The sequence below is a fragment of the Rubrobacter tropicus genome, from assembly GCF_011492945.1.
Lineage (GTDB): Bacteria > Actinomycetota > Rubrobacteria > Rubrobacterales > Rubrobacteraceae > Rubrobacter_D > Rubrobacter_D tropicus.
On record NZ_CP045119.1, the window covers coordinates 2,241,024 to 2,267,173 of the forward strand.

The following is a 26,150-nucleotide window of genomic DNA, read 5'->3' on the forward strand; positions in this document are numbered from 1 at the left end:
TCCCCAAGAGCTTGCTGCCGTCTCTCACCAGGTCCCTTAGTGGTTCCTGATTATGTTGTCGATGACGCCGTACTCGATGCCCTCCTCGGGGCCCATTATGTAGTCGCGGTCGGTGTCGCGCTCGATCCTGTCGTAGTCCTGCCCGGTGTTCTCGGCCAAAATCTCGTTCAGGCGCCGCTTGGTGTGCACGAGCTCCTTGGCGTGGATCTCCACGTCCGAAGCCTGCCCGGCGAGCCCACCGACGCTCGGCTGGTGAAGGAGGATCCGCGTGTTCGGGAGCGCGCTCCTCTTGCCCTTGGCGCCGGCCGCGAGCAAGAAGGCCCCCATCGAGGCCGCCATACCCAAGGCGGTCGTGACGATGTCGGGCTTGACGAAGCGCATCGTGTCGTAGATCGCGAGCCCTGCCGTGACGGAACCGCCCGGGGAGTTTATGTACAGGTTGATGTCCTGCTCCGGATCCTCGCTCTCGAGGTGGAGGAGCTGGGCCATTATGGCGTTCGCGACCTGGTCGTCCACGGGGGTGCCGAGGAAGATGATCCTGTCCTTCAACAGCCGCGAGTAGATGTCCATGGCCCGTTCGCCGCGCGGGCTCTGCTCGATTACGTAGGGTATGACGCCCTGGGGATCTTGGTAGCTCATTCTTTCTCCTTTTGATCGTCGTCTGCTGTTCCGGCCTCGACGGTCGCCTCGACCGCGGCCTCGCCGCCCTCGGGCTCCTCCTCGGCGCCCGGCGTCTCCCCGCCTGCCTCCATGCCCTCGTCTGAGGCATCCTCCTCCGGCATCTCGACCGGGGTGGCGTTCTCGGCGAGAAAGTCGAGTGCTTTCTGGCGGGAGATCTCCTCCTGCAGGAGCGAGTAGGTCCCGTTCGCCTTCATGGTCTCGGCTATCTCTTCCGGGGCCCGGTCGGATTCTTCGGCGAGGTGCCCGATCTCGTGCATCACCGCCTCGTCGTCGGCGGTTATGTTCTCGGCCACGGCCACGGCGTCGAGCACGAGCTCCTTCTTGACCGTGTCCTCGGCCTCGGGCCTGACGCGCTGCTCGAACTCGTGGTGGTTGGAGCCGGCGAGCTGGTAGTACTGCTGGGGGTCCATCCCCTGCGCCCGCACGCTCCGCTCGAAGCTCTCTACCATCTCGTGCGCCTTCTCGTGAGCCATCACGTCGGGCACCTCGACCTCGGCGTTGCTCGCGACCACGTCGAGCACCCGCGCCCTGAACTCGCCGGAGACGCGTTGCTCCGCGGCCTGCTCCAACTGCTCCCGGATGGCCGCCCGCAGCTCGTCCAGCGTCTCGAACTCGCTCGCCTCCTGGACGAACTCGTCGTCGAGCTCGGGGAGGTCGCGCTCCTTGATCTCCTTGAGGTGAACGTTGAAGAGCACGGACTGGCCCTGCAACGAAGCCTCCGCGTAATCTGCGGGGAACGTTACGCCGAACCGCTTGCGCTCGTCCGGCTTCATCCCGACCACGTTGTTCTCGAAGTCTTCGAGAAGCTCGCCGCGCCCGATCTCCAGCATGTAGTCCTCGGCCTGGCCGCCTTCGAGCGGCTCGCCGGTCGTCATGTTCTCGCCGGCAAAGTCGATGATGGCGAAGTCGCCCTCCGCCGCCGGCCTGTCCTCGACCGCCGCAAGCGTCGCGAACTGCCCGCGCAACTCCTCGAGTTGGGCGTCGACCTCTTCGTCGGAGACCTCGACCTCGCGCTTCGGGACCTCGACGCCCTTGTAGTCGCCGAGTTTGGCCTGGGGGCGCACCTCGACGGTCGCGGAGAACTTGAAGCCGCTCTCCTCGCTCAAGGGGTCGTCGAAGTTGATCTCGGGCCGGTCGATGGGCCTCAGGTCGGTCTCGACCACGGCCTCCGAGTACCAGCTGGGGAGGGCCTCCTGGAGGGCCTCCATCATGATGTAGTCGCGCCCGAGGCGGTTCTCGATCACACGCCGCGGCGCCTTGCCCGGCCTGAAGCCGGGGACCCGCACCTGGCGGCCGAGCTCCCTGACCTTCGCCTCGACGCCCTTGCGGACGGCGTCGGGGGGCACCTCGACGTCCAGACGCACCTTGTTCTCCTCGAGCTTCGTAACGTTAGCCGTCATACCCTCCAGTTCCTCCTAAACGACCCGGACCCGGCGTGCCACACCCGCCGACCCGGCGAAGTGCGAGAGGCGGGACTTGAACCCGCACGCCCGAAGGCACTAGATCCTAAATCTAGCGTGTCTACCGTTCCACCACTCTCGCCCGCCGTAGAACCTGGGCAGAAGTATAACAGCCACCATTGTCGCGCCGGCCTGTTGCGCTGAGAGCGCAGGCCAAGCCAGCGCGGCCGGCGCGGCACGCTCCGGCTGTCGCCTCCGCTTGTCAGCACGCTACGCCCTAAGGGCTCCGCTCTCGGCACGCGTCGGCCTGCTTCGCAGTCCTCGCTCTCAGCCCGCTCCGGCTTCGCCTCCGCTTTCAGCTTCTTGTTGCGCACGGGCCGGGCGGGCAGCGCGGGACGGTTTGGGTACCGGGAGGCGTAACGCGCACAGACGACCGGCTGAAAGCCTCCCGCAGGGAGGCGTGCTGAGAGCGGAAGCCGAAGGCTGCAGCGGGCTGAAAGGCGCGCGGCGCCGGGCTGACAAGCGGAGGCGACAGCCGGAGCGTGCTGCTCGCAGCCAAAGGCTGCGAGCTAGTAGCGGAACTGGTCCAGGATTGGTTCGTTGGCTTCGTTGTCCGGGACGAGGACCTGGTTACCGTTTTCCAGGGTCTCCGGGTCTCCCTGGAGTTGTTCTGAGGTCATCTGGGCGTTGGGGCCGCGGCGGATCAGGATCTTGCCCAGGGAGATGCCGTCTGTCAGGCCGAGGTCGGTCTGGACGTTGCGGTTGGCTACTTTGAGGATTTTGGGTAGCTGTTTTACGGTGCTCCAGTCGAAGGCCTGGCTGCGCAGGGCGGCTACCAGCTGCTGCTGGTGTTTGATGCGGTCGAGGTCGCCTTCCGGGGTGCCGCGGTAGCGGGCGTAGAAGAGGGCCTGCTGGCCGTTGAGGGTCTGGAGGCCGTCTTCGATCTTGTATTTTGGCGGGATCTCATCCTGCACGTCGACCTCGACGCCGCCCATGGCGTTTATTACGTCCTTGAAGCCCTCGAAGTCGACGATGGCGTAGTGGTCGATGCCGATGCCAGAGTACTCCTCGAAAGCCGTGATCGTCTGCTCTATGCCGCCGTAGTTGTAGGCGGCGTTGATCCTGTCCTCCCGGCCGGGCTCGACCTCGACGAGCAGGTCCCTCGGGACGGAGAGGAGCTTCACGTCGCCGCTGTCCGGGACCACGCGCACCAGCATTATGGTGTCGGTCCGGCTCCCCTCTTCCTCGCTATCCGGCCGCTCGTCGACGCCGAGCACGAGCACGTTGAAGGGTCCCTCGGTGAGCTGCCCGGTCCCGCCGAACATGCGTTGGATCCAGCTGGTAGGAGAGGCGTTTACCCGCTCCGGCTCCCCGGCCTCACCGCCACCGGGCTCGTAGGCGAGAGCCACCCCCCCGACCACCACCGCGACCAGAACGACCGGCAGCGACCACACCCACCACCGGCGGCGCGCAGCACCGGGCTCCTTGGTGTAATTCTGGAAGTCCCTCATCCCGGGCAAGTCTAATCTCGCACAAAGGCCAAATCAAACCGGATTTCGGACGCTATGATCCTGAAGGAGGGTCAGGGAACCAGGCGGCGTTGGCCTACGGCGGCCTGCAAGATGATTGATCCTCGATGCAGGCGAGGTTCCGAGGTTTCTAGGAGTGGGAGGTCGGCACCCGGCCCCGCGAAGCACACACAAGAACCTGAAAGCCTCGGGACCTATCCACCGGCCCGGTCTTTCTGCAGACCGCTTCAGGCGCCGGCCCGGGGTAGCGGGAAGTCGCGGAGCGCCCGTCCTGGTTTTGTCGGGCCGGGGTTGTCGAGGGCGTCGAGCATGAACTCCTGGGCGATAGGGTCGTCGTAGATGTTCTGGTGGGTGACGATCAGGTCCGGCTCGTAGTAGTCCTGGAGGGTGAGGTTGGCCGTGCGCAGCTCGCCCTTCAAGAAGCAACGGGTGTAGGGGATGATGATCTCGTCGTCATCCGTGGCGATCTGGGTGTAGGACGCGGAGCCGAGCGTGTCGTCTCCCCCGTTGAGCCTCTTGAGGAACGGGGACCCGGCGCTCTGCTGGTCGCACGCCCGGCACGGGCCGGAGGTGCCGGAGACCGGGAGACCGAAGTCCTCGGCCGTTGAATCCTCGCTCGTCGCGCTGTTGAGCTCCGTGCCGTAGTTCGAAGGGGCGAACCCGACAAGATCGTCCACCCTGTTGCCGGCGTTTTGGCTCTTGATCCAACGCCTGGGCATCATCCCGCCCTGGCTGTGCCCGACGAGCGAGACTTTCTGCGCCCCCGTAAACCTCATCACGTTGCCAACGAACCGGCCGAGCTCCTTCGCGGAGTCCCCGATCGGGCCCAGCCCACGGTTTCCGTAGTTGAGCGCGAAGACGCAGTAGCCCTCCCGCTTGAGCCTCGGCGAAACGACCGCCCAGTTCTGCTCCATGGTCTCGAAGGTCCCGTGCACGAGCACCACGGGATAGGGATGCGCCCTGGTCGGCCTGCACCGGACGTTGGCGCCGGGAGGCGGCGTTCCCTCCCTCGCAAGGAACGCCCCGTCGCCGGCCTGGGCCTCGGATTTCCCCCCGAACGCCAGCATCCCCACGGCAACGGCAACCACCACGGAAACCGCCACCAGACCTACCCTGAAGCGCCCCCGAACACCGGAGCATCCCCGAAAGATCCCCCCACACAAGCGCCTTTCCCGTAACGAACTCTGGCCTGGATACCAGAAGGGATTCTCTTCCCCCACCGACCCCGTGTCAACAGCGGCGAGGACAGGAACGCGGCGGCCGGCGTCGAAAGACGGAGGGTAACGACGGAGATTGCACTAAACGGCACTACGTGAGACGCTTCTTGAGAACGACGCGGGTTCTTTAGGAGGAAGATCGTGGCGAAAGACAAGTCGAAGAGTAAGAAGTCTGGGAGGGCCAACGGCAACGCCGGCGGTCGGATGGCGCAGGGCATGGCGGAGGCGGACGGGAAAGTCGGTAAGCTCAAGAAGCGGGATTACGAGTCGGAGCTGAAGAGGCTGCAGGTGGAGTTGGTCAAGCTCCAGGAGTACATCAGGGAGAAAGGGCTGCGGGTGGTGGTCGTGTTCGAGGGCAGGGACGCGGCCGGCAAGGGCGGGACCATCAAACGCATCAACGACGCCATGAACCCGCGCGTGTGCCGCATCGCCGCGCTTCCGGCACCGAGCGACAGGGAGCGCACCCAGTGGTACTTCCAGCGTTACGTGGCCGAGCTGCCGGCCGCCGGCGAGATGGTCCTGTTCGACCGCTCCTGGTACAACCGGGCGGGCGTCGAGCGCGTCATGGGCTTCTGCAACGAGGAGGAGTACCAGGAGTTCCTGCGTTCGACCCCCCTCTTCGAAGAGATGCTCCTCCGCTCGAACATAAAGCTCATCAAGTACTGGTTCTCCGTCTCCGACGACGAGCAGGAGCGCCGCTTCCAGGACCGCCTCTCCGACCCCAGCAAGCACTGGAAGCTGAGCCCCATGGACCTCGAATCCCGCAGGCGCTGGGTCGACTACTCCCGCGCAAAGGACGTAATGTTCGCCCGCACGGACACGGATCTATCCCCCTGGTGGGTCGTCGAGGCGGACAACAAAAGGCGGGCGCGCCTCAACACCATCTCCCACCTCCTCTCCAGCATCCCCTACGAATACGAGCCGAAGCCGCCACTCGAACTGCCCGAACGCCAGGACGATCCCGACTACGTCCGCCCACCCCGCGAGACCCAGCGCTTCATTCCGCAGGTCTACTAGCGGGAGCGCACGCCCGGATCAAGGGGTCCCGCAGAACACCCTGGAACCTCGCAGGCCACTTGCAGTAGACGTGGCCCAGCTTCTTGGTCTGGCATCACATTTTCCCTGCGATGAAAGGGTGACCGACGGGACCCGAAACTCGCAGCCTTCGGAGCCACAAAACCAACCGGAGATTCCGGAGTGTTTCGTCGGGTCCTGCGGGGTCCAGCAATCTGGTTTCCGAGGATTTGGTGTAGGGTGCTCGGCCATTGATCATCCCCGCCTTTTTCACCTCTACGAAGCGTCTGCTCGTGTGGCAACTGCGGGGTTCTGGACGTACCAACCTCGGTGCTCGCGAGACGGCGTTCTTGTTCAACGGGGAGTTTCGGCCCGGAGGCGCCGCGTGTATCGGTATCAGGTCCGGGGGCGTCGTGAAGCGCTTCTGGCATGGAACGCCAGAGCGTCCAGCAAGATGCGCACGGCTGTGGTGGTTGTTGTATTCGTGGGATCGAGGGTGGGTGCGACCTCGACGAGGTCCATCCCAAGCAGTCCTCGGGCGGAGACCCGGCGGACTATCGCAAGGATCTCCCTTGTGGTCATTCCTCCTGTGCCCGGCACGCCCGTGCCGGGTGCGTACGCGCCGTCGAGGGCGTCGATGTCTACACTGAGGTAGACGCCATCCGTGCCACGACCCACCGCATGCAGCACGCGATCTAGCGCCCTCTTCAGACCGTTCTCGAGGATGTCTTCGAGCCAGACGATCTCTATGCCGTTTTGGCGGCAGTACTCCAGCTCACTGCGAGGGTTGAGCCAGCCGGTCGCCCCGATTATGGCGATGTTTTGCGGAGGAAACCCGGCCTCTACGGCGCGCGTGATCGGGCAACAGTGGTTGAGGGTCTCTCCGCCGACGTCCGACGCCGTGTCGAGGTGCGCGTCGACCAGGACCAGGGAGGGATTCGTGTGGCGCTCGGCCACGGCCCTCACGGCTGGGATGGTAACGGAATGATCTCCCCCCAACGTGACGGGCAGCGCGCCGGCGGCGAGGATGCTACCGATGTCCTTCTGGGCGCTCCCAAACGTCTTCTCCGCGTTGGCGAGCGTGGTGGCGGCGTCGCCACAGTCGACGGGGTTCAGGGCATCGACGAGGTCGATATTTAGGGTTGCGTTGTAGCTCAGAGCCTGCAAGGAAGCTTCCCGGATGCCACGCGGGCCGTAGTTCGCGCCGGAGCGGCTGATGACCGTGGAATCCCACGGGATGCCGTAGATCGCAGCTCCGGCCCCGGCGGCTCTCAGTTGCTCCGCGTCGGGCGGTACGTGGGGGAGCCTCAGGAAGGAGCTGGCCAACCCGGAGTGGAGAAGGCTCGTCCACATGGTTGAGTCGGTGTTGTTCTGCTCAGGGGTGCTCACTCTATGCTCCTTCTTCGGAATCCTGAAGCACTGCGTCCGCCAGCCGGTCTGTCTCAGAGAATCGGACGTCACCGCACTCTCTGGCGAAGCTTATGAAGCCTTCTGTGGCCCGGATAAGGGAAGGTCGCTCGCCCGGAAAAGGATGGCACGTCAGCACACAGAGGGCTCCCGTCTGCCGCATCAGGTCAAGTTCGCCCTTCCAAGTTAGCCACGAAGTCGAGGTTGCGAGGCACACCGACCTTCGGGCCGTGGGCCCGGCGGGACATGGTCCAGAGGTCCTCGGCGAGGATCGGCGCCTCGGCGTCGAAGTCGAAGGTCGACATTGCCACGGCCCTGGCGCTTTTACGCCGATCGCCCGTTCTGCGCTTGGTCCCGCTCATGCCCAACTCCTCGTGGTGCCGCCGTTGGGCTGTAGGACCTGGCCTACGAAGGCGGCTGAATCGGCGGCGGCGAGAAACGCGACCGTGGCGGCTATCTCCTCCGGGCTTCCGATCCTTCCGACGGGTGTCTGTGAAGCGTAGCGGGCCTTTATCTCGCCCATCGAGACGCCAGCGTCCCTGGCGTCCTGCTCGAGTTGAGGGGTGTCTACGACGCCGGGGGCGACCACGTTGGTGATGATGTTCTCGGGGGCGAGTTCCCTGCCGAGGGTCTTGCCCAGGGAGATCAGGCCAGCCTTGGACGCGGCGTAGGCGGTGGCGTTCGGCCACCCGCTGACGCCCCACTCGGAGCTCACGATGACGATGCGTCCGCCGCCGAGGCGTCTCATGTGAGGCAGGACCGACCGGACCAGGTAGAAGGTTCCCGAGAGGTTGGTGTCGATCTGACGCCACCAGTCGGCCGGGTCCTGTTCGAGGAAGGGTCCCATGGACATGTACGCGGCGTTGGCGACGAGCACGCCGATCGGGCCCGCGCTCTGTTCGACGGCCGAGACCATCTCTTCGACGGCGGCCGGGTCCGACACGTCCGCTATCGCCGGCACCCCGCCGCAAGCGTCTACCACTTCGTCTATCTTCCCTGCTGGTTCGCGGCCGTTTACCGCGACCACGGCGCCTTCGGCGGCGAGGTGCAGGGCCGTCGCGCGGCCTATCCCCCCTCCGGCTCCGGTAACCAGGGCCACGGTTCCTTCCAGGCGGCCGCCAATTTTCTCCATCAGATCACCGCCCCGGCGTTCGGGGAGAGGACCTGCCCGCAGAAGAAGCCGCCCTCATCGACCAGGAACAGCACGGCCTCCGCGACCTCGTCGGTGCGCACCAGACGGCGTAGCGGTAAGGTCTCCAGGAAGGCTTTGTCCCGCCAGGGCGAGGTCGGTTCGAGCAAGGGGGTGTCTGTTGGTCCGGGGGCCACGCAGTTGACGCGGACGCCCCTGTCTGCCACCTCGACGGCCAGGCTTTTCGTGAACCCAAGGATGGCGCCCTTCGCCGCGGCGTAGTGCGCGTCTTCCGCGCCGCCGCCAAGGGCTAGCTCGGACGAGACCGTGATTATGGTGCCGCCCCCCGCCTCCAGCATGCCAGGCAGCACGGCGGCGCAGGCGTTGCAGGTTCCGCCGAGGTGGACCTCCAGCATCCGCCGCCATTTCTCGGGGGTGATCTCCTGGGCGGGAAGCATCTCGTAGTAGCCGGCCACGGTCACGAGTACGGAGACCGGGCCGAGTTCGTCCTGTACCCGGCCCAGCGCGTTCAGGACTGCGCCACGGTCGGAGACGTCGGCGACGAGCGAGAGGTCCGTATCGGATTCCTGGAGGTCGAGGCCCGCGACCCTCCGGCCGGTCGCGGAGAGCCGGGCCGAGATGCTGGCGCCGATGCCGCTCGCCGCCCCGGTGACGACGGCCGCGCCGCCGCCGCTGCCGGAGGTAGTCATGCTACGGTCTCTCCGTTCCCGGGCGTTCAGCAGTCGCGGCGACGCCATCTCGCTCGTTGTGTGGGGTCAGGGCGATATTGCCCCGGAGCGGCAAGAAGGAGGCCGCGCCGAGGACGCCAAGCGCCACGATCATGATCAGGACGCCATAGTTCTGGTACCAGGGCAAGTCCGGGGTGCGCGGCCAGGCTATGTTGGTTATCTGGAAGGCAACCCATATCACGGCCAGCACGTTGACGACCAGACCCAGGCCGCCGATGGAGAACCTTCCCGGGCGCCAGCGTCCGGAGAGACGGGCTATCAGGGCGGCGAGCAGGGGAAACAGGAAGGCTACGTAGAAGCCGCCGGTGGTGAAGCTGACGAGGGTGCCGTAGATGTCCGAGTTGGCTAGCAGGAAGAGCGCCGTCGTGACGACGGAGGTGAGGAGGATGGCGTTTATGGGGAGGCGGTCTTCGGTCGCGAGCCGTCCCAGAAAGCCCGAGGCAGGCAGCGCGCGGTCGCGGGCGAAGGCGAAGATCACGCGAGAGACGGAGGCCTGCAGGGCCATGAAGCTGGCGAGGAACCCGACGACGATCACGGCGAAGAGGGGTTTCGAGATGCCCGCGCCGAGCTTCGCGGCCAGGGTATCTGTTATCGGGTCGCCGACGGTGCCCGCGACGACATCGCCTATGTTCGGTATGGCGAGGATAATTGCGAGCCCGGCGTACATGACGATGAGGGCGACGCAGATCAACGACAGCAGCACGGCCTTTGGCACGTCGCGGTTCGGGTCTTCGACTTCCTCGGCCATCGCCCCGGCGCTCTCGAATCCCACGAATGCCCAGCCTATAAAGGCCACGGCGGCGAGGAAGGGACCCAAGAGGTAGGAGCCCTCGCCGGCCGTACCGAACGCGTCGAAGAGGACCGAGAAGGAATTCTCGCGGTAGAAGAGGAGCAGGACCGTCCCAATAATTATGCTGCCCAGGATCTCGGCGGCTATGCTCAGGTAGACCATGAGCTTCAAAACCCTGCGTCCGACCGTGTTCGCCAGCGTACCGACTATCGTGACGCCGAGCGCGAACAACACCAGGGTCAGCGGGCTCGGGTCCTGCACGTCGAAGATCGCGGCCAGGAAGCCCGCGGCGCCGTAGGCCACGGCGGACATGGCGATCACGAGGGTCCACATGTACGCCCAGCCGGCGAACCAGCCGAAACCGTTGCCCATGATCTGGCGCGACCACTGGTAGACGCCGCCGGCGAGCGGCCAGATGGAGGCCAGCTCGGCGAAGATCAGGGCGACGAGCATCTGGCCGGCCAGCACCACGAGAAAACCCCACCAGAAGGCCGGCCCGCCGGCCGCGAAGGAGAGCGCGAAGATGCCGTACAACGCGACGATGGGCGAGATGAAGGCGAAGGCCAGCGCGAAGACAGACCAGAGGTTGAAGCCGCGTTTGAGCGTCTGCTCGTAGCCGTAGCGGGCGAGCTCCTGCGCCGCGCTCGTGTTGTCTCTTGCTCTTTGCTCCTCCATCCCAGCCCCTTTCCTCGGAAACGTTACACGGATTCTTCGTTCACGGTGCCGGCTCGATGCTTCTGGTCCCGGCGAGCAGGCTCAAGAACTCGAAGGCGACGTTCGCCGCGAGGAGCGACGTGATCTGGCCCGGACCGTCGTACTGCGGGTAGACCTCGACCACGTCGCAGCCGACGATGCGCAGTCCGGCAAGCCCGCGCACGAACTCCTGCGCCTCGCGGCCGGAGAAGCCTCCGATCTCCGGCGTGCCGGTGCCCGGCGCGTGGGCAGGATCCACGAAGTCCACGTCGAACGAGACGTAGGTCTTCGCGTCGCCGACCCTCTCGCGAATAAGTCCGATCGTCTCGGGAATTCCCCGCTTCCTGACGTCGTCGGTGGTTACGAGATCCAGGCCCAGGCTCCGCGAGGCGTCGAGATCCCCGGCGTCGTAGAGCGAACCGCGCATCCCTACCTGGATGGACCGGTCGGCACGAAGCAGGCCTTCTTCCGCCGCCCTGCGGAATACCGTCCCGTGGTTGTACTTCTTGCCGAAGTACTCGTCCCAGGTGTCGGCGTGGGAGTCGAACTGCACGAGGGCCAGAGGCCCGTGGACGGAGGCCGCCGCGCGGAGCTCCGGCAGGGCTATGGAGTGGTCGCCACCGAGGACTATGGGAACTACGCCGGCGCGGTGTATCTCCTCGAGGCCTCCCTTGATGGTCTCGTAGCTCTCCTCTATGAAGCCAGGAACCACGGGCACGTCGCCAAAGTCTATGACGGACAGGTGATCGAAGATGGAGATACGCTGGGATGGGTTGTAGGGCCTCAGGAGGTGGGAGATGCTGCGGATGCTCTCCGGCCCGAAGCGGGCGCCGGCCCGAAAAGAAGCGCCGGTATCGAAGGGGACCCCGACGACTGCGGCGTCGGCGTTCTCGAGGTCGCGCACGTTCGGAAGCCGCATGAACGTGCGCACGCCCGAGAAGCGCGGGATCGCGAAGGAATCGGCGGGTTCGTAGCGGGTCGTGCTCATCTTCCTCCCCGATCCGGCAAACCGACGACGGCGCCACAAGGGTCCGTCCGTCTCAATCTTTCTGTTGCTCCGGATATACCGGCAAGGGCCCGGGTTCCGGCCACAGGTCTCACCCCAAGTCTTCTTGCCGCATTCTGTCCCCGAGGGCTCTGCGACGCAATACTCCGGGTGTATAAATTTGAACAATTGTCTCATACGGTAGTATGAAAGGGTCATGACCGTTACGGTGTCAGAGTTGCTGGAGATGCCAGATCTGAGGACGCGGGTTTTCGCGGGTGAGTCCGGGCTCGGGCGGCCCGTAAGCTGGGCGCACGTCTGCGAGTTACCTGATCCGACGGAGTATCTCGCTTCAGGCGAGTTGCTCATGACGGTGGGTTACACCGTCCCTGAGGGTGGCGGGGCGCAGGTCTCGTACGTGGAGCGCCTGGTGGATGCGGGGCTCAGCGGGCTTCTGATCGCGGAGAAGATGCACGCGCCGGCGTTATCGGAGGAGATGTCCGAAGCGGCGGATCGCCTCTCGTTTCCGGTGCTGCTCACGGCCTACGACGTTCCTTTCACCGCGATCTCGCGGGCCGTGGCGGAGGCGAACCGGGGTGGTGAGCACGCGAGGCTCGTGCAGGCGGTGAGGGTCTACGAGACGGCGCGCCTGGCGGTGAGTGGAAGCTCTTTCGGCAAGAGCCTGATGGCGCGCCTCGGCGAGGTTACGCGCTGCGAGCTTTTCGTGCTCGACCCGGAACGGGGACGCTCGCTGTTGCCCGACGTACCCGGGGCGCCCCTCGGCGTCACCGAAGCGCTCACGCAAGAGGTCAGGAGCAGGTCCCAGCCCATGCCCGCCGTGCTGCGCCTGGGCGTGGGTCCCCGACAGGCCATTGCGCTGCACGTTCCGGCCTCCAGGCCGGCGGCGCTGGTCGCGATCTCCGGGGCAGATGTCTCCCCGGACCTGTCTGTACTGCGTCACGTGGCGACCGTTGCGGCCCTGGAGGTCGAGAAGAGGATCGCGGACAGCGAGCGAAGGCGACGTCTGGGAGCGGAGCTTCTGGCCGGGCTTGTGGACGGCCGTATTGGCACCGAGACGGCATCTCATCTGCTCTCCGAATGGGGGCTGGCCGAGGAGCCGCGAGTCCTGGCAACGTGCGACGGAGAAGGCGGGTCGGACGGAAGGGCAGATCTACACGTGCGGCTGGAGGACAGGGGCATCCCCCACCTGCTATTGCGCCGCGCCCTTCTGACGGCGTTACTTCCGGCCACGACCGGGGCGATCGATGCATTCCGCGAAGAAGTGGACGAAGTGTACCCGGTAGGATTGAGCGATCCCCTGTTGAGCCCATCGCGCGTTCCGGACGCCTATCGCGAGGCCCGTTGGGCCCTGGAGAGCGTGAGGGCCTCCGGTGGACGGGTGGCCAGGTACGGCGACGCCACGTTCTCGCCGTTCCTGCCAAGAGACCTCGACGAGTCGGGGCGGGTGGTACAGCACGTGCTCGGGACAATTCTGGCCTACGACGCGTCGCACGGCTCCCAGCTCGTGGCGTCGTTGGCCACCTTTCTCCGGCGGAATCGTTCCTGGAGGCGGGCGGCGGAGGAACTGCACGTACACAAACAGACGCTCGTTTACAGGATGCGCCGCGTCGAGGAGTTGACGGGCCGACGGCTGGACCGGACGGAGGACGTCGCTGAGTTATGGTTCGCGCTCAAGGCCGCGCAGGCCTCGGGAATGCTCAACACCGCTGGCGAACGTGGATGAAAACGCAGGGTTCTTCGAGGCCGCGCGGCGTATCGGATACGGGTCCCAGGCTTACGGGCGAGTGCTAGCCGCGCAGGTGGGCCAGCACCGCCAGCACGCGGCGGTGGTCGGCCTCGCCCTGGGGAAGCCCGAGCTTGCCGAAGATGCTCTTCACGTGCTTCTCCACGGCGCCCCCGGTGATGAAGAGCGCCTTCGCTATCGCCTGGTTGGTACGTCCCTCGGCCACGAGGGCCAAGACCTCGCCCTCGCGCGGGGTGAGGGAGGCGAGGCCTTCGTTGTGCTTCCTTCGGGCCAGGAGCTGGCCCACCACCTCCGGATCGAGCACGGTCCCACCGGCGCCCACGGTCTCGAGCGCCGAGACGAACTCGGCGACGTCGGCCACGCGGTCCTTGAGCAGGTAGCCCGTGCCCTCCATCCCGGACTCGAGCAGTTCCCTGCCGTAGCGTTCCTCGACGTACTGGGAGAGCACCAGCACCGGGAGGCCGGGCCTGCGCCTCCTCGCCTCCAGGGCGGCCTTGAGGCCCTCGTCTTTGAAGCCCGGCGGCATGCGCACGTCCACGACGGCCACGTCGGGGGGTTGCTCCTCGATGATCCTCAAGAGGCCCGGCCCGTCGCCCGCCTCGGCGATGACCCGGTGACCGGCGTCGGTTATGAGGCGCGCGATGCCCGCCCGCAAGAGCCCCGAGTCCTCGGCGATCGCGACCCTCAGGGATGCTTTCCTCGCGGCGTCCTCAGCCATCGCCTCGTTCCTCCCACGGCAGCTCCGCGCGCACCCTGGTTGGGCCGCCGGCGGGGCTCTCGACCGTCAGGCGGCCGTCGAGGACCACCGCGCGGTCAGCCAGCCCCTTGAGGCCTGCGCCCGCGGGGTCTGCCCCCCCGACGCCGTCGTCCCCGACCTCCACCACCAGGAGGTCCCGCCGGTCCTCTCCGCCCACCGCGCCCCTCTCCCGCCGTGCCAGGACGCGGGCCTCGGAGGCGCCCGAGTGCTTGGCGACGTTCGCCAGGGCCTCAGCGATCACGAAGTAGGCCGTGATCTCGGCCGCCTCCGGCGGACGTTCGTCGAGGTCCACCACCACCGAGGTGGGCACAGGGGAGCGGTGCGCCAGCGCGGAGACCGCCGCGTCGAGGCCCCTGTCGGTGAGGACCGCCGGGTGGATGCCCCGGATGAGGTCCCGGATCTCGGCCAGGGCGCGCTTGGCCTCCTCGTGCGCCTCCCCCACGAGCTCCGTCGCCCGCTCGACCTCGGGGTCCCCCCCGGGACTTCCCTCCAGCTTCTGACGGGCCATGCCGAGCGCCATCGCCAACGAGACGAGGCGCTGCTGGGCCCCGTCGTGCAGGTCGCGCTCTATTCTGCGCCGCTCTGCGATGGCGGCCTCCACGGCCTTCGAGCGGCCCTCCGTGAGCGCCTCTACCCGCCTGTCCAGCGCCTCGCGCCTGCGGGGTCCGAGCAAGGCCCGGCCCAGCGAGACGTGCGCCCGGCAGGCCTGCGGGACGAAGGCCGCTGCGGCCGCCATGACCACGAGGCCGACGAACGTGACCACCAACGCCTTGGGCACGGTGTCCGCCACGAAGGCGTTCGTCGCGACTATGGCCACGCCTTCGGGGAGCGCCCAGAACCACAGCGGGTAGCTGACCAGAACCGCCGAAAAGGCCAGGACCAGGACGACGACGGTCTCGACCAGGCCGATGGGGAGCAGCAGGAGCAGGTAGAGCAGGCCGCGCCACAGCGCGGGGTCCGCCGCCCGGGCCCGCGCGCGGGCGAGGAACGAGCCGCGGGGCAGGGGACGATGGGGGGAGGAGATGCAGGCGCCCAGCAGCGCTGACAGGCGCCGCCGCTCGACGTCCGTGCCCAGGATGCACGCCAGCGTGGCGAGGGCGAGGATGGGCAGCCCTACCCAGACGACCGCCAGCGGAAGGCCGGCCAACAGCGCCACGGCCACCACGAAGAACCAGAAGAGACCGAGGGGGAGGCTGGAAAGCAAGAAGAGCGTCGAGAGCAAGGCCCGGACGAGGGGCCGTCCGCGGGGCGTACCCTCCCGGCCGAAACCTTCGTCTGCCGCCGCGGCTTCTTCAGTATGGTACATGGGATCCCTCCTCTCCCCGTAGTTTACGCGGCTCGCCGCCCAAGGTTCTCCGCCCCAGAGGTTTGCCGTCACGCCTCCCGCGTCCCTGGGTGATCGACGCGTTGGCCGGCCACCACACGGGCGACGGGAACACCGCCAGGCTCCTTGCCGGCCCCTCCTTGGGTTGGTCCTCGAGGGGCCGCCGTAGCCGAGCCTCCCGCGGGTCGCAAGGGTGAGCACCAGGGCCAGGGCGCCGTAGCCGATCACGGCCCCGTGAGCACGTCCCTCGAGGGTCGAGGGTGGTGAACGTGGCGGCGAGCAGCAGCGACGCGAAGGTGTTGTTGGACGCGTGGATCACGATGGCCAGCGGCAGGCTCTCCCGCGTCCTGTTGAAGACCCAGGTGATGACGACGCTGAGCGTTACGCAAAGGAGGAAGAACAGCAGGACGGTGCGCGGGTTGGCCCGCCGATCCCCGCCCCCACTCGGTCAGGAACAAAGGGGCGTGCCACCCAGCCCACAGCAGCGACAGGATCAGGGTTCCCACGAGGGGGCCGTGCTGCCGCTGGTGGCGCACCAGGGCGAAATCGCGCCATCCCGGCTCCTCCGCCAGCCCCGTGGTCACCATCTGGAGCGCGAAGAACGGCACGTAAACGAGGAACAGCTCCAGCGGTGGGAGGCGCAACCCCGCGGCCGCCCCGGGCATCAGCAGGGTGCCGGCCACGATGACCGTTGGGACGGCGATCATGGCGAAGGCGTACCACCTCCAGCCGACGCCCCACCGGAACAGCCTCCCCGCCAGCGCCTGAGGCCCGGCCTCCCCTCGGCCAGGGCAGTGACGATGAACGCCGCCCCAAAGGCCCGAGGTAGGCGCCGAGGAGGATACCGGCCAGTTGCCCGACAAGCTCCTCTGGCCCCACGAACGGGGGCAAGGAAATGTGCACGACACCCAGGCCGTACTGGGAGAGCACGTAGGGCAGCCAGGCCAACCAGCTCAGGCCGTACGCCAGGGCGTAGAAGCTGACCAAACCGTGGCGGCGCGCGAACGCCCCCGGGCCGCGGGCACGGTCCGTCGAACCGTGCCCGGGTTCCTCTTTACTCGTGTTCCGCATGGTTGCTCCTCTCGTTCGTTGTCGGCCATAAGCGTAGGTCCCGGAGAGCCGCCGGCCAATGGGGATGCCGGGAGACTTTGGGGTAGGGATAACCCCACCCCGCATCGGCGGAGTCGGTCCCCAGCGTCGTCGTAGGACAACGCGCCGGGTCGACGGAGCACCAGGGCCAACCGCGGGGCGCCGGGCCACGGCCGTACACGGCCCGCTACACCGTCCACACGCCGGACGGCCCAAAGCGCAGGACCATCTACGGCAAAAAGCACCGAGAGGTCGAAAGCAAGCTAAACGAGGCGCGTGCCAACGCAGATAAGGGGATCTTCTTCGACGCCGACGACTTCAAGGTGGCCGAGTGGCTCGATTCGTGGCTCCGCGATTGCCTCAAGCCGCTCGTCGACGCCGGCAAGATGACGCACAGCACCTTCATCCGCTACGAGGGCATCGCGAACAACCATCTCAAGCCGGCGCTCGGTCCCCGCAAGCTCAAGGATCTCACGCGCGCCGAAGTCCGGTGGCTCTACAACGAGAAGGGCAAGACGCTCTCCGCGCGATCCGTCGACTACGTCCACGTCACCTTGCAGAAGGCTCTCTCGCAAGCCGTGCGCGACGACCTGATCTACCGCAATGTCGCGGAAGGCGAGCGGCCCCGTAGCAGCCGCGAGAGACGGTCGGACGGCGTTAAGGCGCTCTCCCCCGTCCAGGTACGCGTCCTGCTCGACGCCGCGCGGGGCACGCGTAACGAGGCGCTGTACGTCGTCGCCCTGCACACCGGCTTGCGTCAGGGCGAGTTGTTGGGGCTCAAGTGGTCCGACGTGGACCTCGACGCGGGCAAACTGTCCGTGCGCCGTGCCCTCAAGGTCACCGACCACGGCCTAGATTTCGGCCCCACGAAGAACAAGGCGAGCCGCCGGCGTGCCCCTCAACAAGACCGCGGCGGCTGCTCTGCGGGCTCACAGGGCGCGTCAGAACGAAGAGCGCATCGCAGCGCGGATCTGGCGCGACGCCGATCTAGTCTTCCCGAACCGCGTAGGCGGCCCGATGGACCACAACAACCTGTACTACCGAGACTACAAGACGCTCCTAAAGCGCGTCGGGCTCGACGGCTACACGTTCCACGCGCTGCGTCACACGTTCGCCACGGCGCTATTCAACCAGGGCAAGCACCCCAAGCGCGTCCAATCGCTGCTAGGTCACTCGTCGATCACGCAGACGATGGACACCTACTCGCACCTGATAGACGACATAGGCGGCGACGCGGTAGACGGGCTCGATGAGATGTTCGGAGGCTGAACGAAGGCTAGGAATGATACTTTAGTGCTCGATCCATCAGCCAGCGCCTTCTACGCAATATCGACATATCTGCAAGGGGAAGTTGCATCATCTCGGCGACTTCCCCGATGCTGGCGAAGTCGGGAGCACTGAAAACGTGGAAGAGTAGTACGCGTTCCACGTAGCGCTTCAGTTGGTAGAGCGACGTTTCTATGTCTTCGGGCGCAAAACCGGCATGAACGGTTCTGTTTCGATACTTCATCAGATGCTTGAGCACTTGTCGGTGAAAATCGCGCTCGTCTCGATGCCAGAAGAACAACGCTCGCTTAACGGTAGTATCGTTGGGCGCGTTCGTGGTATCTGTAAGATATTCGAGTAGGCTCCACAATTGTACGAAGGCGCTATTCCACTCGCGACTATCCAGAATCCTTGTGTATCGCGTTATGGCGCCTTCTATATCTTGCCTATATTGGCTCTTAGACAAGTATTTACGGACAAGTTTCTCGAAATCGCGTAGCTCATCTTGTGCGTTGTGCAGGTTCAAATTCTTAAGCGGCTCGACGTATCCGGGGTCATACCAGTAGCTCTCAGTGGCGAGCCTGCCGTCAGGCTCGTGCAGGGAGTGTATGGGTCCCAGGTGCAGCACGTTTACCGGCTTGCGCTTCCCCATTGACGTTCGCGCAGCTTTGTTGAGACGCAAATTCCAGATACCTCGAAGAAGGTCTAGCGCCCCAATTGACTGTTCGTACGCGGCGCTTATGGAGCGAGCGCGGACGGAGACTCGGACCGGCGAGTACCCGTTGAACATCGACCACCACTTAGGAGGCTCTCCGAAAATATCGCGTCTACCAAGCTCCCTGGCTTTCTCGTGCTCTGTAGCAAAACGCTTTGGAAGATATCTGCCGAACGTGATCCGATGCCCCGAGACACTGGTGTTTCTGAGTGGGTTAGGCGGCCTAATCGAAATGCTGGTAGCCAGCACGAACCGACGTTCATCGAGTTCCTGGAAAGCACCTTCGCGCCTGTTTATCTCGGCAATAAGCGCGTCAGAGGTCATGTCATCGACGCGCCCCAGCGCGAGGACCGACCTATAGATGATTCGGCTCCGATCAGTTTCGGTCATGTCGTGCGCAAACTTGACGCAAGAATGCAGAACGGCGGTAACGTCTTCAAACGGGTTCCATCCCTCGAAGCCCTCGAACTCCCCCGTATCCTCGTTGCGCTTTCGGCTAACTTCTAGCTCTTGAAGCAACAGTTTGACATCGTATTCCCCAGCCCACTTAGCGCACATTGGCTTGGCTCTCCCCAGTGGTTCCCGGCCCGGTGATGTACAGGTGATGTATTTCGTCGCCCGGCAACTCGACCACACTTACTACTCATCCGCGTATTCGGCTTATGTATGCGGGATTAGAGGGGGTGACCGACGGGGCTCGAACCCGCGACCTTCGGAGCCACAATCCGATGCTCTACCTGACTGAGCTACGGCCACCAAGCGCAGGGCGATTCTACCAGGAAAAGGGGCGGCGCAAAGCTAGTCGCCCCAGCCGAGGAACTCCATCTTCTGGTCGTCTTTTTTGCGCTCGTCTACTATGCGGAAGAGCCGGGAGGGGGTCGGGTTGTTGATCATCTCCATGTTGCCGTCGGTGTCGTAGGCCTGGATGGCGGTGCAGAGGTACTCGCCTGGGGTGTGGCCGTCTGCGACTTTGAGGGAGACTTCCACGGTCGCCTTTTTCTGGCCCTCGCCGTTGCCGCGGAGCTCAAGGATGTCGTTCGGGTCGAGGCCTCTGGGTCCGATCTCACTCGCCGTCCTCAGCCGGCGGAAGATGGCCCTGACGTGGGCCACGCCGTCCGCGTCGCTGAGCAGGATCGGAACCTTTATCTCGTCGTCTATGGTGTAGGTCTCTGGTTCTGGGCGTTCTGCCGGCACGATCTACCTCCTCTAAGAGCCACCCACACGGAAATATCCCCCAAACTCTAGCGGACGAAAACCGATGCTGCCTGGGAAGGAGCTAGTCAGCCGGTCAGCATTTCAGCCTGTCTGCTTTTCCTTTTGCTGACCGGCTGAGAGCCGCGAAGCGGCGTGCTGACCGGCTGACTAGCTCGCTTGAAACCTCACCCCGAGTTTGACGGCGCGTTCGGGGTTGCGGTCCACGTACCGCTCGTAGGCTCCGGGGGCCTCGTCGAAGGGGACGACGGGGTCTATTATGCCCTCGCAATCCACGGCCCCGGACGCGAGCATCTCCCAGCAAACCGAGGCGATGCGCCCCCGGTCCCAGCGCGGGTGGTCCCTGTTGGGCTCGCTGCCGGCCCTCGAAAACACCAGGTTGGCGTTGTTGAAGTGGGCCTCCCTGCTGAGGTCCAGCTTCCCGCCGAAGGCCCTCGCCCAGCCGACGAAGGCGATGGTGCCGCCGTAGGCAAGCCCCCTGAGCGCCTGCTGCAGGGCCTGCTCGTTGCCGCTCGTCTCGACCACGCAGTCCACGCCGAGCCTGCCCGTGGCCCGCTTGAGCTCGAGCCCGACGTCCTGATGGAGCGGGTCGAGGGCCGCGTCGGCACCGGCCCTGACCGCCGCCTCCCGGCGCTTGGGTATCGGGTCCACGGCGGCGACGAACGAGGCCCCGGCTATTCTGGCCATCTGGGCGGCGACGGCCCCGATGGCGCCGAGGCCGAAGACGGCGACCGTGTCCCCGATCCTGACCCCGCCGTCCCGCACGCCGCACAGGGCGTACTGCGCCGGATCGAAGCAAAGGGCGCTCTTCCACGACATCCCATCTGGCACCCCGAACAGGTAGGGCGCGCTCCGCACGTCCACCACGTGATACTCCTGGATGCCGCCGTACCCGCACACCCTCTCCCCCGCCCGAAAACCCTCCGCGCCTCCGCCGGACTCCTCGACCACGCCGACCCACTGGTTGCCGAGCACGGGCCTCCCGGCGTCGGGTGTGGCCCCGCCGCCGTCCTCTGCGCGCCCCAGGAACAGGCGCCAGTTCTCGTCGAACACGTCGGCCACGAAAGGGTCCTCCCCCGGAAGACCGCGAGCTCGGTGCCGTGCTTGGGCGAGGCGTACTCGACCCGGACCCCGATCTCCCCTGGCCCCACGGAAGGCTTCTCGTACGGTTCCAACGCGGCCCGCCGCGGCCCGGCGGCCACCAGCCTGCGCGGCGCGGCGCCCCGACCGCCCCCCACCTCGCGGCTCGCGGTCCCCTCCGCCGAGCTCACGAAGAGACCCCCGCCCGCTCCGAAGCCCGAGAGTGCCGAATGGCCTGCCCCGCGACCTCGTCGAGAGTGGGCTCGTCGAGCCCGGCGTCTACTCCGAGCCGGTTCGGGAGGCCCGGCAAGAGTTCGAACGCCAGATAGCCCCCGTAGCCAATCTCTTCGAGGCCCCCGATAAAGCCGGCGAAGTCCACGTGCCCGAGGCCGGGCGCGAGGCGGTTGGAGTCCGAGAGGTGGACGTGGTTGAGCAGGCCGCCGAGGCCGCGCACGGCTTCGGTCAGGGATGCCTCTTCCACGTTCATGTGGAAGGTGTCGGCCATGACGCCCCCGTTCGAGAGACCCGTCTCGCGCCACATGCGGGCGCCCTCTTCGAGGCGGTTGAGCATGTACGTGCCGTAGCGGTTCCAACACTCGAGCGAGAGGTCCACGCCGGCCGAGGCGGCGTACTCGCCGGCCTCGCGCACGCCCTCGACGGCCCACAGCCATTCTTCGCGCGCCTCGGCGGCGGGTTGGACGCGCCCGTAGGCCGTCGGGGCTACTATGAAGAGCGGGGCGCCCGCTTCGGCGGCGAAGTCCGCCAGGGAGCGGAGGTAGCGTTGGGCCCCGGAGCGTCTTTCGGGGTCCGGGTGGGAGAGGTCGCGGCCGGGGGTGAAGTTCGGGCAGACGGAGCTGATCTCAAGGCCCGCATCGTCGGCGGCCTTTTTGATCTCCTTCGGGTCGTGCTTCTCGGGCTCGCCCACTACCTCCATCGCGTCGTAGCCGAGGCGGGCCAGCCTGTCGGCGGAACGGGAGATCTCTTCGCCGCCGAAACCTATTACGTTGTACGAGTAGCGGTAGCCGATCATCCCTTGAGTCCGCCGGAGGTCAGGCCGCTGATGAAGCGGCGCTGGAGAGCGAGGAAGAGTGCCACGACGGGCAGGATGATGATGATTCCGGCCGCGCTCGTCAGTCCCCAGTCGCGGCTGAAGTTGCTCTGGAAGGCGTCGAAACTCGTCGTCACGGGCTTGAGAGAGTCGTCCTGGATGAACGTCAGGGCGAAGAAGTACTCGTTCCAGGCACCGAGCCCGGAGACGAGCGCGATGGTCAGGAAGCCGGGCCAGGAGAGCGGCAGGATGACGCGCAGGAGTATCTGAAGCTCCGTCGCCCCATCGACCCTCGCCGCGTCCTCGAACCCCCGCGGCAAGGCGACGAGGTACGAGCGCAGCAGCAAGGTGGCGAACGGAGAGAAGATCGCCCAGTAGATGATTATGAGGCCGAAGAGCGTGTTCGTCAGGTTAAGGCCGCTCCACAGGAAGAAGAGCGGTACCAGGAAAAGCTGGAACGGGAGCGCGCTCGCCACGAAAAGGTAGAGCAGGACGGCGTCCGTGCCGGGGAGGTCGAGGCGGGCCATCGCGTAGGCGGCCATGCCGGCGATGACGCAAACCCCGGTCACGGTACCTGCCGTCAGGATCGCGCTGTTCACCATCGTCGTCGCGAACCCGCCCTGAGACCACGCGGCCTGGAAGTTCTCGAAGACCGGTGAGAGGGGCGGACCCAACGGGTTGCGTCCGATCTCGGCGTTCGTCTTGAGCGAGTTGAACGCCAGCACCACGAAGGGCCCGATGGCGAAGAGCGCCAGCAGGACCAGTACCACGTAGTAGGGCGCCTTCGACGGTTCGCGCCGGGTCTTCCGCCCTCCGACGACGGTGCTCAAATCTCCCACCCCCTGCGTCTGAGGTAGACGAAGATCAGGACGATAAGCCCGCTCATGAAACTCATCCCGAGCCCCAACGCCGCCGCGTACCCGGCCTCGAACCTACCGAACGCCTCCTTGTACATCAGCGTCCCAACGACCTCGCTGGCCCCCGCCGGCCCGCCCTGCGTGATGATGTAGACGTAGTCGAAGACGAGCAAAGACCCGATGATGGTCATCAGAACCACGAAGACCAACGTCGCCCGGATGCCGGGAATCGTGACGTTGACGAACTGCTGCCAGCGCCCGGCCCCGTCCATCTTCGCCGCCTCGTAAAGCTCCCTGTCCACGGACTGCAACGCCGTCAGGAAGAGGAGCACCACGAAGCCCCACCAGTGCCAGTTGTCCACGAACGCGACCGCCGGCAGCGCCAGGCGCTCGCTGCCGAAGAACGAGACGCCCTCCAACCAGGGGATGCCGAAGTTCGCAAGGGTGGAGCCGATGCCGCGATCCGGGTCCAGAATGTTCTGCCAGAGGGCCGCGTTAACCACGCTCGCCATCACGTACGGGATGAAGTACAGGACGCGGAAGATCATCTGGAAGCGCGTGATCTGGGAGAGCAAGAACGCCCCGCCGAGCCCCATCGCTATGGGCACGGTAAGGAAGATAGCCGTCCAGAGAAGGTTGTTCCCGAGCGCGGACCAGAAATCCGTATCACGGAGGATATCCGTGTAGTTCTGCAGGCCCACCCACTCGGCCGGCCCGATCCCCGACCACTCCGTGAACGAGTAGTACACGGTCGCGACCGACGGACCCAGGATCACGAGCACGTTGACCAGGATCAGGGGCAGCATGAACAGCCACGCGGATAGCAGCCGCCTCCGCCTCAGCGCCCGCCCGGAGCTCTGTTTGGCGCCCGGCCTGATGGCGCTCCGAATGGCCTGCTCGTTTACCTCCATCAGGCGCCGGGCTTGATGATCTTGGGCACCAGCCCCTCTTTGCGCTCCTCGTCGAAGACCCCGGCGAGCCCCTCGCAGTACTCGGCGGCCGTCATCTTGCCCGTAAGGACTTTCTGGATCTCCTCCTGTATGTACACGGTCGACTTGGAGGGCCAGAAGGTCCAGTTCGTGTACCCGAAGTTCCCCTTGTCGGTCGCCTGGCTTAAAGAGACGAGCTGCCTCCGAACCCGCTCGTCCATGCTCCCCGGGAAGTCGCCGTCCTCGAACGGCAGCGGCGAGTTGAACGCGGACGGTATGGCCGCCATGTACTCCGCCGCCCGCTCTTTGTCTGCGACGAGGTAGTCGATAAAAGAGGCGGCCCCGTCTGTGTTTGCGGAGCGGGCGTTGACGGAGATGGTCGAGCCGATCCCGAGCGCGTACAACTCCTGCGGCACCCCGCTCTGCATCGGCGGCAAGGGCGCCCAGTCCCACTCGTTCTCGTTGCCGGCCTTCTGCCCGAAAAAGTCCACGGCCGAGGCCATGAACCACGACCCCTCGATGTTCATGGCCGCCTTGCCGTCCCCGAAGTCCGCGTGCAGCGCGTCGAACCCGTTCGAGAAGAACTTCTCCCGGCTCCCCCCGAACCACCCCTTCTGCACGTAGCCGTTGAAGAGCTCGATGGCGTCCACGAAGACGGCGTCGGAGAACGGCGTCTCCCCGGAGAGCGCCTCGTAGAGGGCCTGCGGCCCGGAGAAGTGGTTCCAGAAGACGGTTGGGAACCACTCGACCGCCGCCGGCTCGTCCCCGATGCCGGCGGCGAAAGGCACGATCCCCTGCCCGTTCAACTCTTCCGCCAGCCCTTCGAGCTCGTCCCGATCCTTCGGGGCCCGCAGCCCCATCTCTTCGAAGAGGGTCCTGTTGAAGTACAGCAGCATCGTCTGGAGCTGGTACGGGATGGCGTAGAGCTTGCCCTCGGAGCGACCGAGGTCGAGCGCCCACCCGAGCAGCTTGTCGTCCCATTTGTACCGGCCCACGTAATCGTCGAGCTCGGCGAAGAGGTTGGCGTCTATGTACTCGCCGGCGTAAGCGGGGCCCGGGGTCGGGATGATGTCCGGTCCCTCCCCGCCCTGAAGGGCGGTACGGACGAGGCGGTCGATCTCGGCCGGCGGCTGGAACGTGACGTCGAGCTTGGTCCCCTCGTTCGCCTTCTCGAAGGGCTTCTCGATATTGTTGGTGAAGTAGTTTTGGGCCTCGGCGCCTTCGAGGTTGCTCCACATGGTGACGGGGCCGCCGCCCTCGGACCCCCCGCCACAACCTGCGAGCAGGGAGCCGGCCAGCCCGGCCCCGACCGCCGCCTGCCCTCCCCGGACGAGAAACCGCCTGCGCGTCAAAGGTCTGTACATGATCCTCGTCCTCCCGAACACCCGCTCAGCCGCACGAACCCGCCAGCCGCGGGGTTGTTCATTTCCGGCCGGCCCTCGCGGGCCCGCGTTCCCTTGTTCACCCTGCTCCCACCCGATCTCTTCGCAATAATAGGCTTCTTCTGCGCTTGATTCATTGCTTACAGGCACTGTATTGTTGTCAAAAACGATCATACAGGAGATGGAATCGAGGCCTGGGATGGAAGGTCGGGCGGCGTGCGGGCCCATAGTTCCCTACGTGCGGGACGCCAGTTTCCCTGTGCGAAGCGCGTGGCGGACGGCGCCCCGGCGCCTGCTCGACTACCTGCTGATGTACGTGCAGGAGGGCGAGATGGTAGCGCGTGTCGAGGACCGGGAATTCGTCTTCCGGCCTGGAGAGTTCTGCCTCATACAGCCGGGCGAGTTGCACGCGCTAGAGGGGCCGTCGGACACCATTACGCCGTACGTCCACCTCGACGTCTTCTACAACCCCGGGCGCGAGCGGAGTTTCGTCGTGAGGTCCGGGAGGGTCGACGTTTCGGGGGTGGAGGAGTTGATGCAACCCCGGCTCGAAGCGGCGACGGGGGTGCGGGTGCCGACCAGGTTCGTGCCCGCGCATCCTGCGCGGTTCAGGGATACGATGCTAAAGACCATAGGCATCTGGCAGAGGCGGGATTTTCTCGGGCAGTTAGAGTCGCACCATTTGGCGAGCGGGCTCGTGTTAGAGATCCTGCAGGCCTACACGCCGGGCGGGGTGGACTCGCCCGACAGGCCCGAGTTTCTTAACTGGATCACGTCCCACATGTCCCTGCACCTCTCGGAACCGCTCTCCGTGGCGGACATGGCGGATCGCGCGGGCCTCTCCCCGTCCCGCTTCTCCCAGGTTTTCCGCGACCGCTTCGGCAGCCCGCCCCACAAATTCTTGCTGCACCTGCGCGTTCAGCGGGCGCAGGACTTACTCCAGCACACCGGTCTGAGCATGCGCCAGATCTCGGCCCAGTGCGGCTTCTCGGACGTCCACCACTTCGCCAAGACCTTCAAGAGAATCTCGGGCCAGACTCCGGGTTCCTGGCGCCGCCTGATCAACTAGCGGTAGCTTGAGGCAGCCCCCTCGGAGGATGCGCGAATAAGCCGACGGACGACGCTGGTGGTA

General features: G+C 65.9%; 23 protein-coding genes, 2 tRNA genes and 2 pseudogenes. 5 read left to right on the top strand and 22 right to left on the bottom strand.

What is annotated here, in order from left to right:
* Nucleotides 1–36: 36 nt before the first annotated feature.
* From GBA63_RS11200 to GBA63_RS11220, 5 genes are all read right to left on the bottom strand, one after another.
* Nucleotides 37–639 (bottom strand): ATP-dependent Clp protease proteolytic subunit, encoded by a 603-nt coding sequence (locus GBA63_RS11200; protein WP_166176109.1) that lies wholly within the window; start codon nucleotides 637–639, stop codon nucleotides 37–39.
* On the bottom strand, nucleotides 636–2,081 hold the full coding sequence (gene tig, locus GBA63_RS11205) for a trigger factor (RefSeq protein WP_166176111.1): 1,446 nt from the start codon (nucleotides 2,079–2,081) through the stop codon (nucleotides 636–638). The genes GBA63_RS11200 and tig overlap by 4 nt, the downstream gene beginning before the upstream one ends.
* Before the next feature lie 61 nt (nucleotides 2,082–2,142).
* Nucleotides 2,143–2,223: transfer RNA gene (locus tag GBA63_RS11210), tRNA-Leu, on the bottom strand.
* 427 nt (nucleotides 2,224–2,650) lie between these two features.
* The gene (locus GBA63_RS11215; protein ID WP_228282550.1) at nucleotides 2,651–3,592 is read right to left on the bottom strand and encodes an LCP family protein; all 942 of its coding nucleotides are present in this window, start codon (nucleotides 3,590–3,592) and stop codon (nucleotides 2,651–2,653) included.
* Nucleotides 3,593–3,837: 245 nt separating this feature from the next.
* Nucleotides 3,838–4,713, bottom strand: coding sequence for an esterase/lipase family protein (locus GBA63_RS11220; protein ID WP_166176115.1), 876 nt, complete (start codon nucleotides 4,711–4,713; stop codon nucleotides 3,838–3,840).
* Nucleotides 4,714–5,031: 318 nt separating this feature from the next.
* Between GBA63_RS11220 and ppk2 the strand changes: the two genes are divergently transcribed.
* Nucleotides 5,032–5,844, top strand: coding sequence for a polyphosphate kinase 2 (ppk2, locus tag GBA63_RS11225; RefSeq protein ID WP_407690840.1), 813 nt, complete (start codon nucleotides 5,032–5,034; stop codon nucleotides 5,842–5,844).
* A gap of 393 nt (nucleotides 5,845–6,237) precedes the next feature.
* Here ppk2 and speB (GBA63_RS11230) read toward each other — a convergent pair whose 3' ends face one another.
* The 6 genes from speB (GBA63_RS11230) to speB (GBA63_RS11255) form a co-directional block, all read right to left on the bottom strand.
* Nucleotides 6,238–7,230, bottom strand: a complete 993-nt coding sequence (gene speB / locus GBA63_RS11230; RefSeq protein ID WP_207956723.1) for an agmatinase — start codon at nucleotides 7,228–7,230, stop codon at nucleotides 6,238–6,240.
* Between the two features lie 185 nt (nucleotides 7,231–7,415).
* A complete protein-coding gene (locus GBA63_RS11235) occupies nucleotides 7,416–7,610 on the bottom strand; it encodes a hypothetical protein (RefSeq protein ID WP_166176117.1) in 195 nt (64 codons plus the stop codon).
* Nucleotides 7,607–8,380 carry an SDR family NAD(P)-dependent oxidoreductase gene (locus GBA63_RS11240; RefSeq protein WP_207956724.1) on the bottom strand — a complete coding sequence of 258 codons (774 nt, stop codon included), beginning with the start codon at nucleotides 8,378–8,380 and terminating at the stop codon, nucleotides 7,607–7,609. Before GBA63_RS11240 ends, GBA63_RS11235 begins: the two co-directional genes overlap by 4 nt.
* Nucleotides 8,380–9,087: an SDR family NAD(P)-dependent oxidoreductase gene (locus GBA63_RS11245; RefSeq protein WP_166176119.1), complete on the bottom strand. Its 708-nt coding sequence runs from the start codon at nucleotides 9,085–9,087 to the stop codon at nucleotides 8,380–8,382. Before GBA63_RS11245 ends, GBA63_RS11240 begins: the two co-directional genes overlap by 1 nt.
* A gap of 1 nt (nucleotide 9,088) precedes the next feature.
* A complete protein-coding gene (locus GBA63_RS11250; protein ID WP_166176121.1) occupies nucleotides 9,089–10,591 on the bottom strand; it encodes an amino acid permease in 1,503 nt (500 codons plus the stop codon).
* A gap of 40 nt (nucleotides 10,592–10,631) precedes the next feature.
* The gene (gene speB / locus GBA63_RS11255; protein WP_166176123.1) at nucleotides 10,632–11,597 is read right to left on the bottom strand and encodes an agmatinase; all 966 of its coding nucleotides are present in this window, start codon (nucleotides 11,595–11,597) and stop codon (nucleotides 10,632–10,634) included.
* A 214-nt stretch (nucleotides 11,598–11,811) separates the two neighbouring features.
* Here speB (GBA63_RS11255) and GBA63_RS11260 point away from each other — a divergent pair, with 214 nt between their 5' ends.
* Nucleotides 11,812–13,338: a PucR family transcriptional regulator gene (locus GBA63_RS11260; RefSeq protein ID WP_166176125.1), complete on the top strand. Its 1,527-nt coding sequence runs from the start codon at nucleotides 11,812–11,814 to the stop codon at nucleotides 13,336–13,338.
* A gap of 64 nt (nucleotides 13,339–13,402) precedes the next feature.
* Here GBA63_RS11260 and GBA63_RS11265 read toward each other — a convergent pair whose 3' ends face one another.
* From GBA63_RS11265 to GBA63_RS24360, 3 genes are all read right to left on the bottom strand, one after another.
* Nucleotides 13,403–14,047 (bottom strand): response regulator transcription factor, encoded by a 645-nt coding sequence (locus GBA63_RS11265; protein ID WP_207957231.1) that lies wholly within the window; start codon nucleotides 14,045–14,047, stop codon nucleotides 13,403–13,405.
* A 22-nt stretch (nucleotides 14,048–14,069) separates the two neighbouring features.
* Nucleotides 14,070–15,422 carry a sensor histidine kinase gene (locus GBA63_RS23240; protein WP_207956725.1) on the bottom strand — a complete coding sequence of 451 codons (1,353 nt, stop codon included), beginning with the start codon at nucleotides 15,420–15,422 and terminating at the stop codon, nucleotides 14,070–14,072.
* 242 nt (nucleotides 15,423–15,664) lie between these two features.
* On the bottom strand, nucleotides 15,665–16,147 hold the full coding sequence (locus tag GBA63_RS24360) for a CPBP family intramembrane glutamic endopeptidase (RefSeq protein WP_407690841.1): 483 nt from the start codon (nucleotides 16,145–16,147) through the stop codon (nucleotides 15,665–15,667).
* Nucleotides 16,148–16,915: 768 nt separating this feature from the next.
* On the opposite strand from GBA63_RS24360, the pseudogene GBA63_RS24365 reads away from it, so the two are divergent.
* Together GBA63_RS24365 and GBA63_RS24000 are read left to right on the top strand one after the other, a co-directional pair.
* Nucleotides 16,916–17,302 (top strand): annotated as a pseudogene (locus tag GBA63_RS24365) (tyrosine-type recombinase/integrase); the annotation flags it as partial.
* A gap of 82 nt (nucleotides 17,303–17,384) precedes the next feature.
* Nucleotides 17,385–17,798, top strand: a complete 414-nt coding sequence (locus GBA63_RS24000) for a tyrosine-type recombinase/integrase (protein ID WP_266096321.1) — start codon at nucleotides 17,385–17,387, stop codon at nucleotides 17,796–17,798.
* 7 nt (nucleotides 17,799–17,805) lie between these two features.
* Here GBA63_RS24000 and GBA63_RS11290 read toward each other — a convergent pair whose 3' ends face one another.
* From GBA63_RS11290 to GBA63_RS11325, 8 genes and pseudogenes are all read right to left on the bottom strand, one after another.
* On the bottom strand, nucleotides 17,806–19,068 hold the full coding sequence (locus GBA63_RS11290) for a hypothetical protein (RefSeq protein WP_166176133.1): 1,263 nt from the start codon (nucleotides 19,066–19,068) through the stop codon (nucleotides 17,806–17,808).
* Nucleotides 19,069–19,192: 124 nt separating this feature from the next.
* Nucleotides 19,193–19,266: transfer RNA gene (locus GBA63_RS11295), tRNA-His, on the bottom strand.
* A gap of 42 nt (nucleotides 19,267–19,308) precedes the next feature.
* Nucleotides 19,309–19,704, bottom strand: a complete 396-nt coding sequence (locus tag GBA63_RS11300) for a hypothetical protein (RefSeq protein ID WP_166176135.1) — start codon at nucleotides 19,702–19,704, stop codon at nucleotides 19,309–19,311.
* Nucleotides 19,705–19,872: 168 nt separating this feature from the next.
* Nucleotides 19,873–20,960 (bottom strand): annotated as a pseudogene (locus tag GBA63_RS11305) (zinc-dependent alcohol dehydrogenase).
* Between the two features lie 29 nt (nucleotides 20,961–20,989).
* Nucleotides 20,990–21,832, bottom strand: a complete 843-nt coding sequence (locus tag GBA63_RS11310) for a sugar phosphate isomerase/epimerase family protein (RefSeq protein ID WP_166176137.1) — start codon at nucleotides 21,830–21,832, stop codon at nucleotides 20,990–20,992.
* Nucleotides 21,829–22,680 (bottom strand): carbohydrate ABC transporter permease, encoded by an 852-nt coding sequence (locus tag GBA63_RS11315; protein WP_166176139.1) that lies wholly within the window; start codon nucleotides 22,678–22,680, stop codon nucleotides 21,829–21,831. The genes GBA63_RS11310 and GBA63_RS11315 overlap by 4 nt, the downstream gene beginning before the upstream one ends.
* Nucleotides 22,677–23,618 (bottom strand): carbohydrate ABC transporter permease, encoded by a 942-nt coding sequence (locus GBA63_RS11320; protein WP_207956726.1) that lies wholly within the window; start codon nucleotides 23,616–23,618, stop codon nucleotides 22,677–22,679. The genes GBA63_RS11315 and GBA63_RS11320 overlap by 4 nt, the downstream gene beginning before the upstream one ends.
* Nucleotides 23,618–25,000: an ABC transporter substrate-binding protein gene (locus GBA63_RS11325; RefSeq protein WP_166176141.1), complete on the bottom strand. Its 1,383-nt coding sequence runs from the start codon at nucleotides 24,998–25,000 to the stop codon at nucleotides 23,618–23,620. Before GBA63_RS11325 ends, GBA63_RS11320 begins: the two co-directional genes overlap by 1 nt.
* Before the next feature lie 217 nt (nucleotides 25,001–25,217).
* On the opposite strand from GBA63_RS11325, the gene GBA63_RS11330 reads away from it, so the two are divergent.
* The gene (locus GBA63_RS11330; RefSeq protein WP_207956727.1) at nucleotides 25,218–26,087 is read left to right on the top strand and encodes an AraC family transcriptional regulator; all 870 of its coding nucleotides are present in this window, start codon (nucleotides 25,218–25,220) and stop codon (nucleotides 26,085–26,087) included.
* The last annotated feature ends 63 nt before the right edge of the window (nucleotides 26,088–26,150 follow it).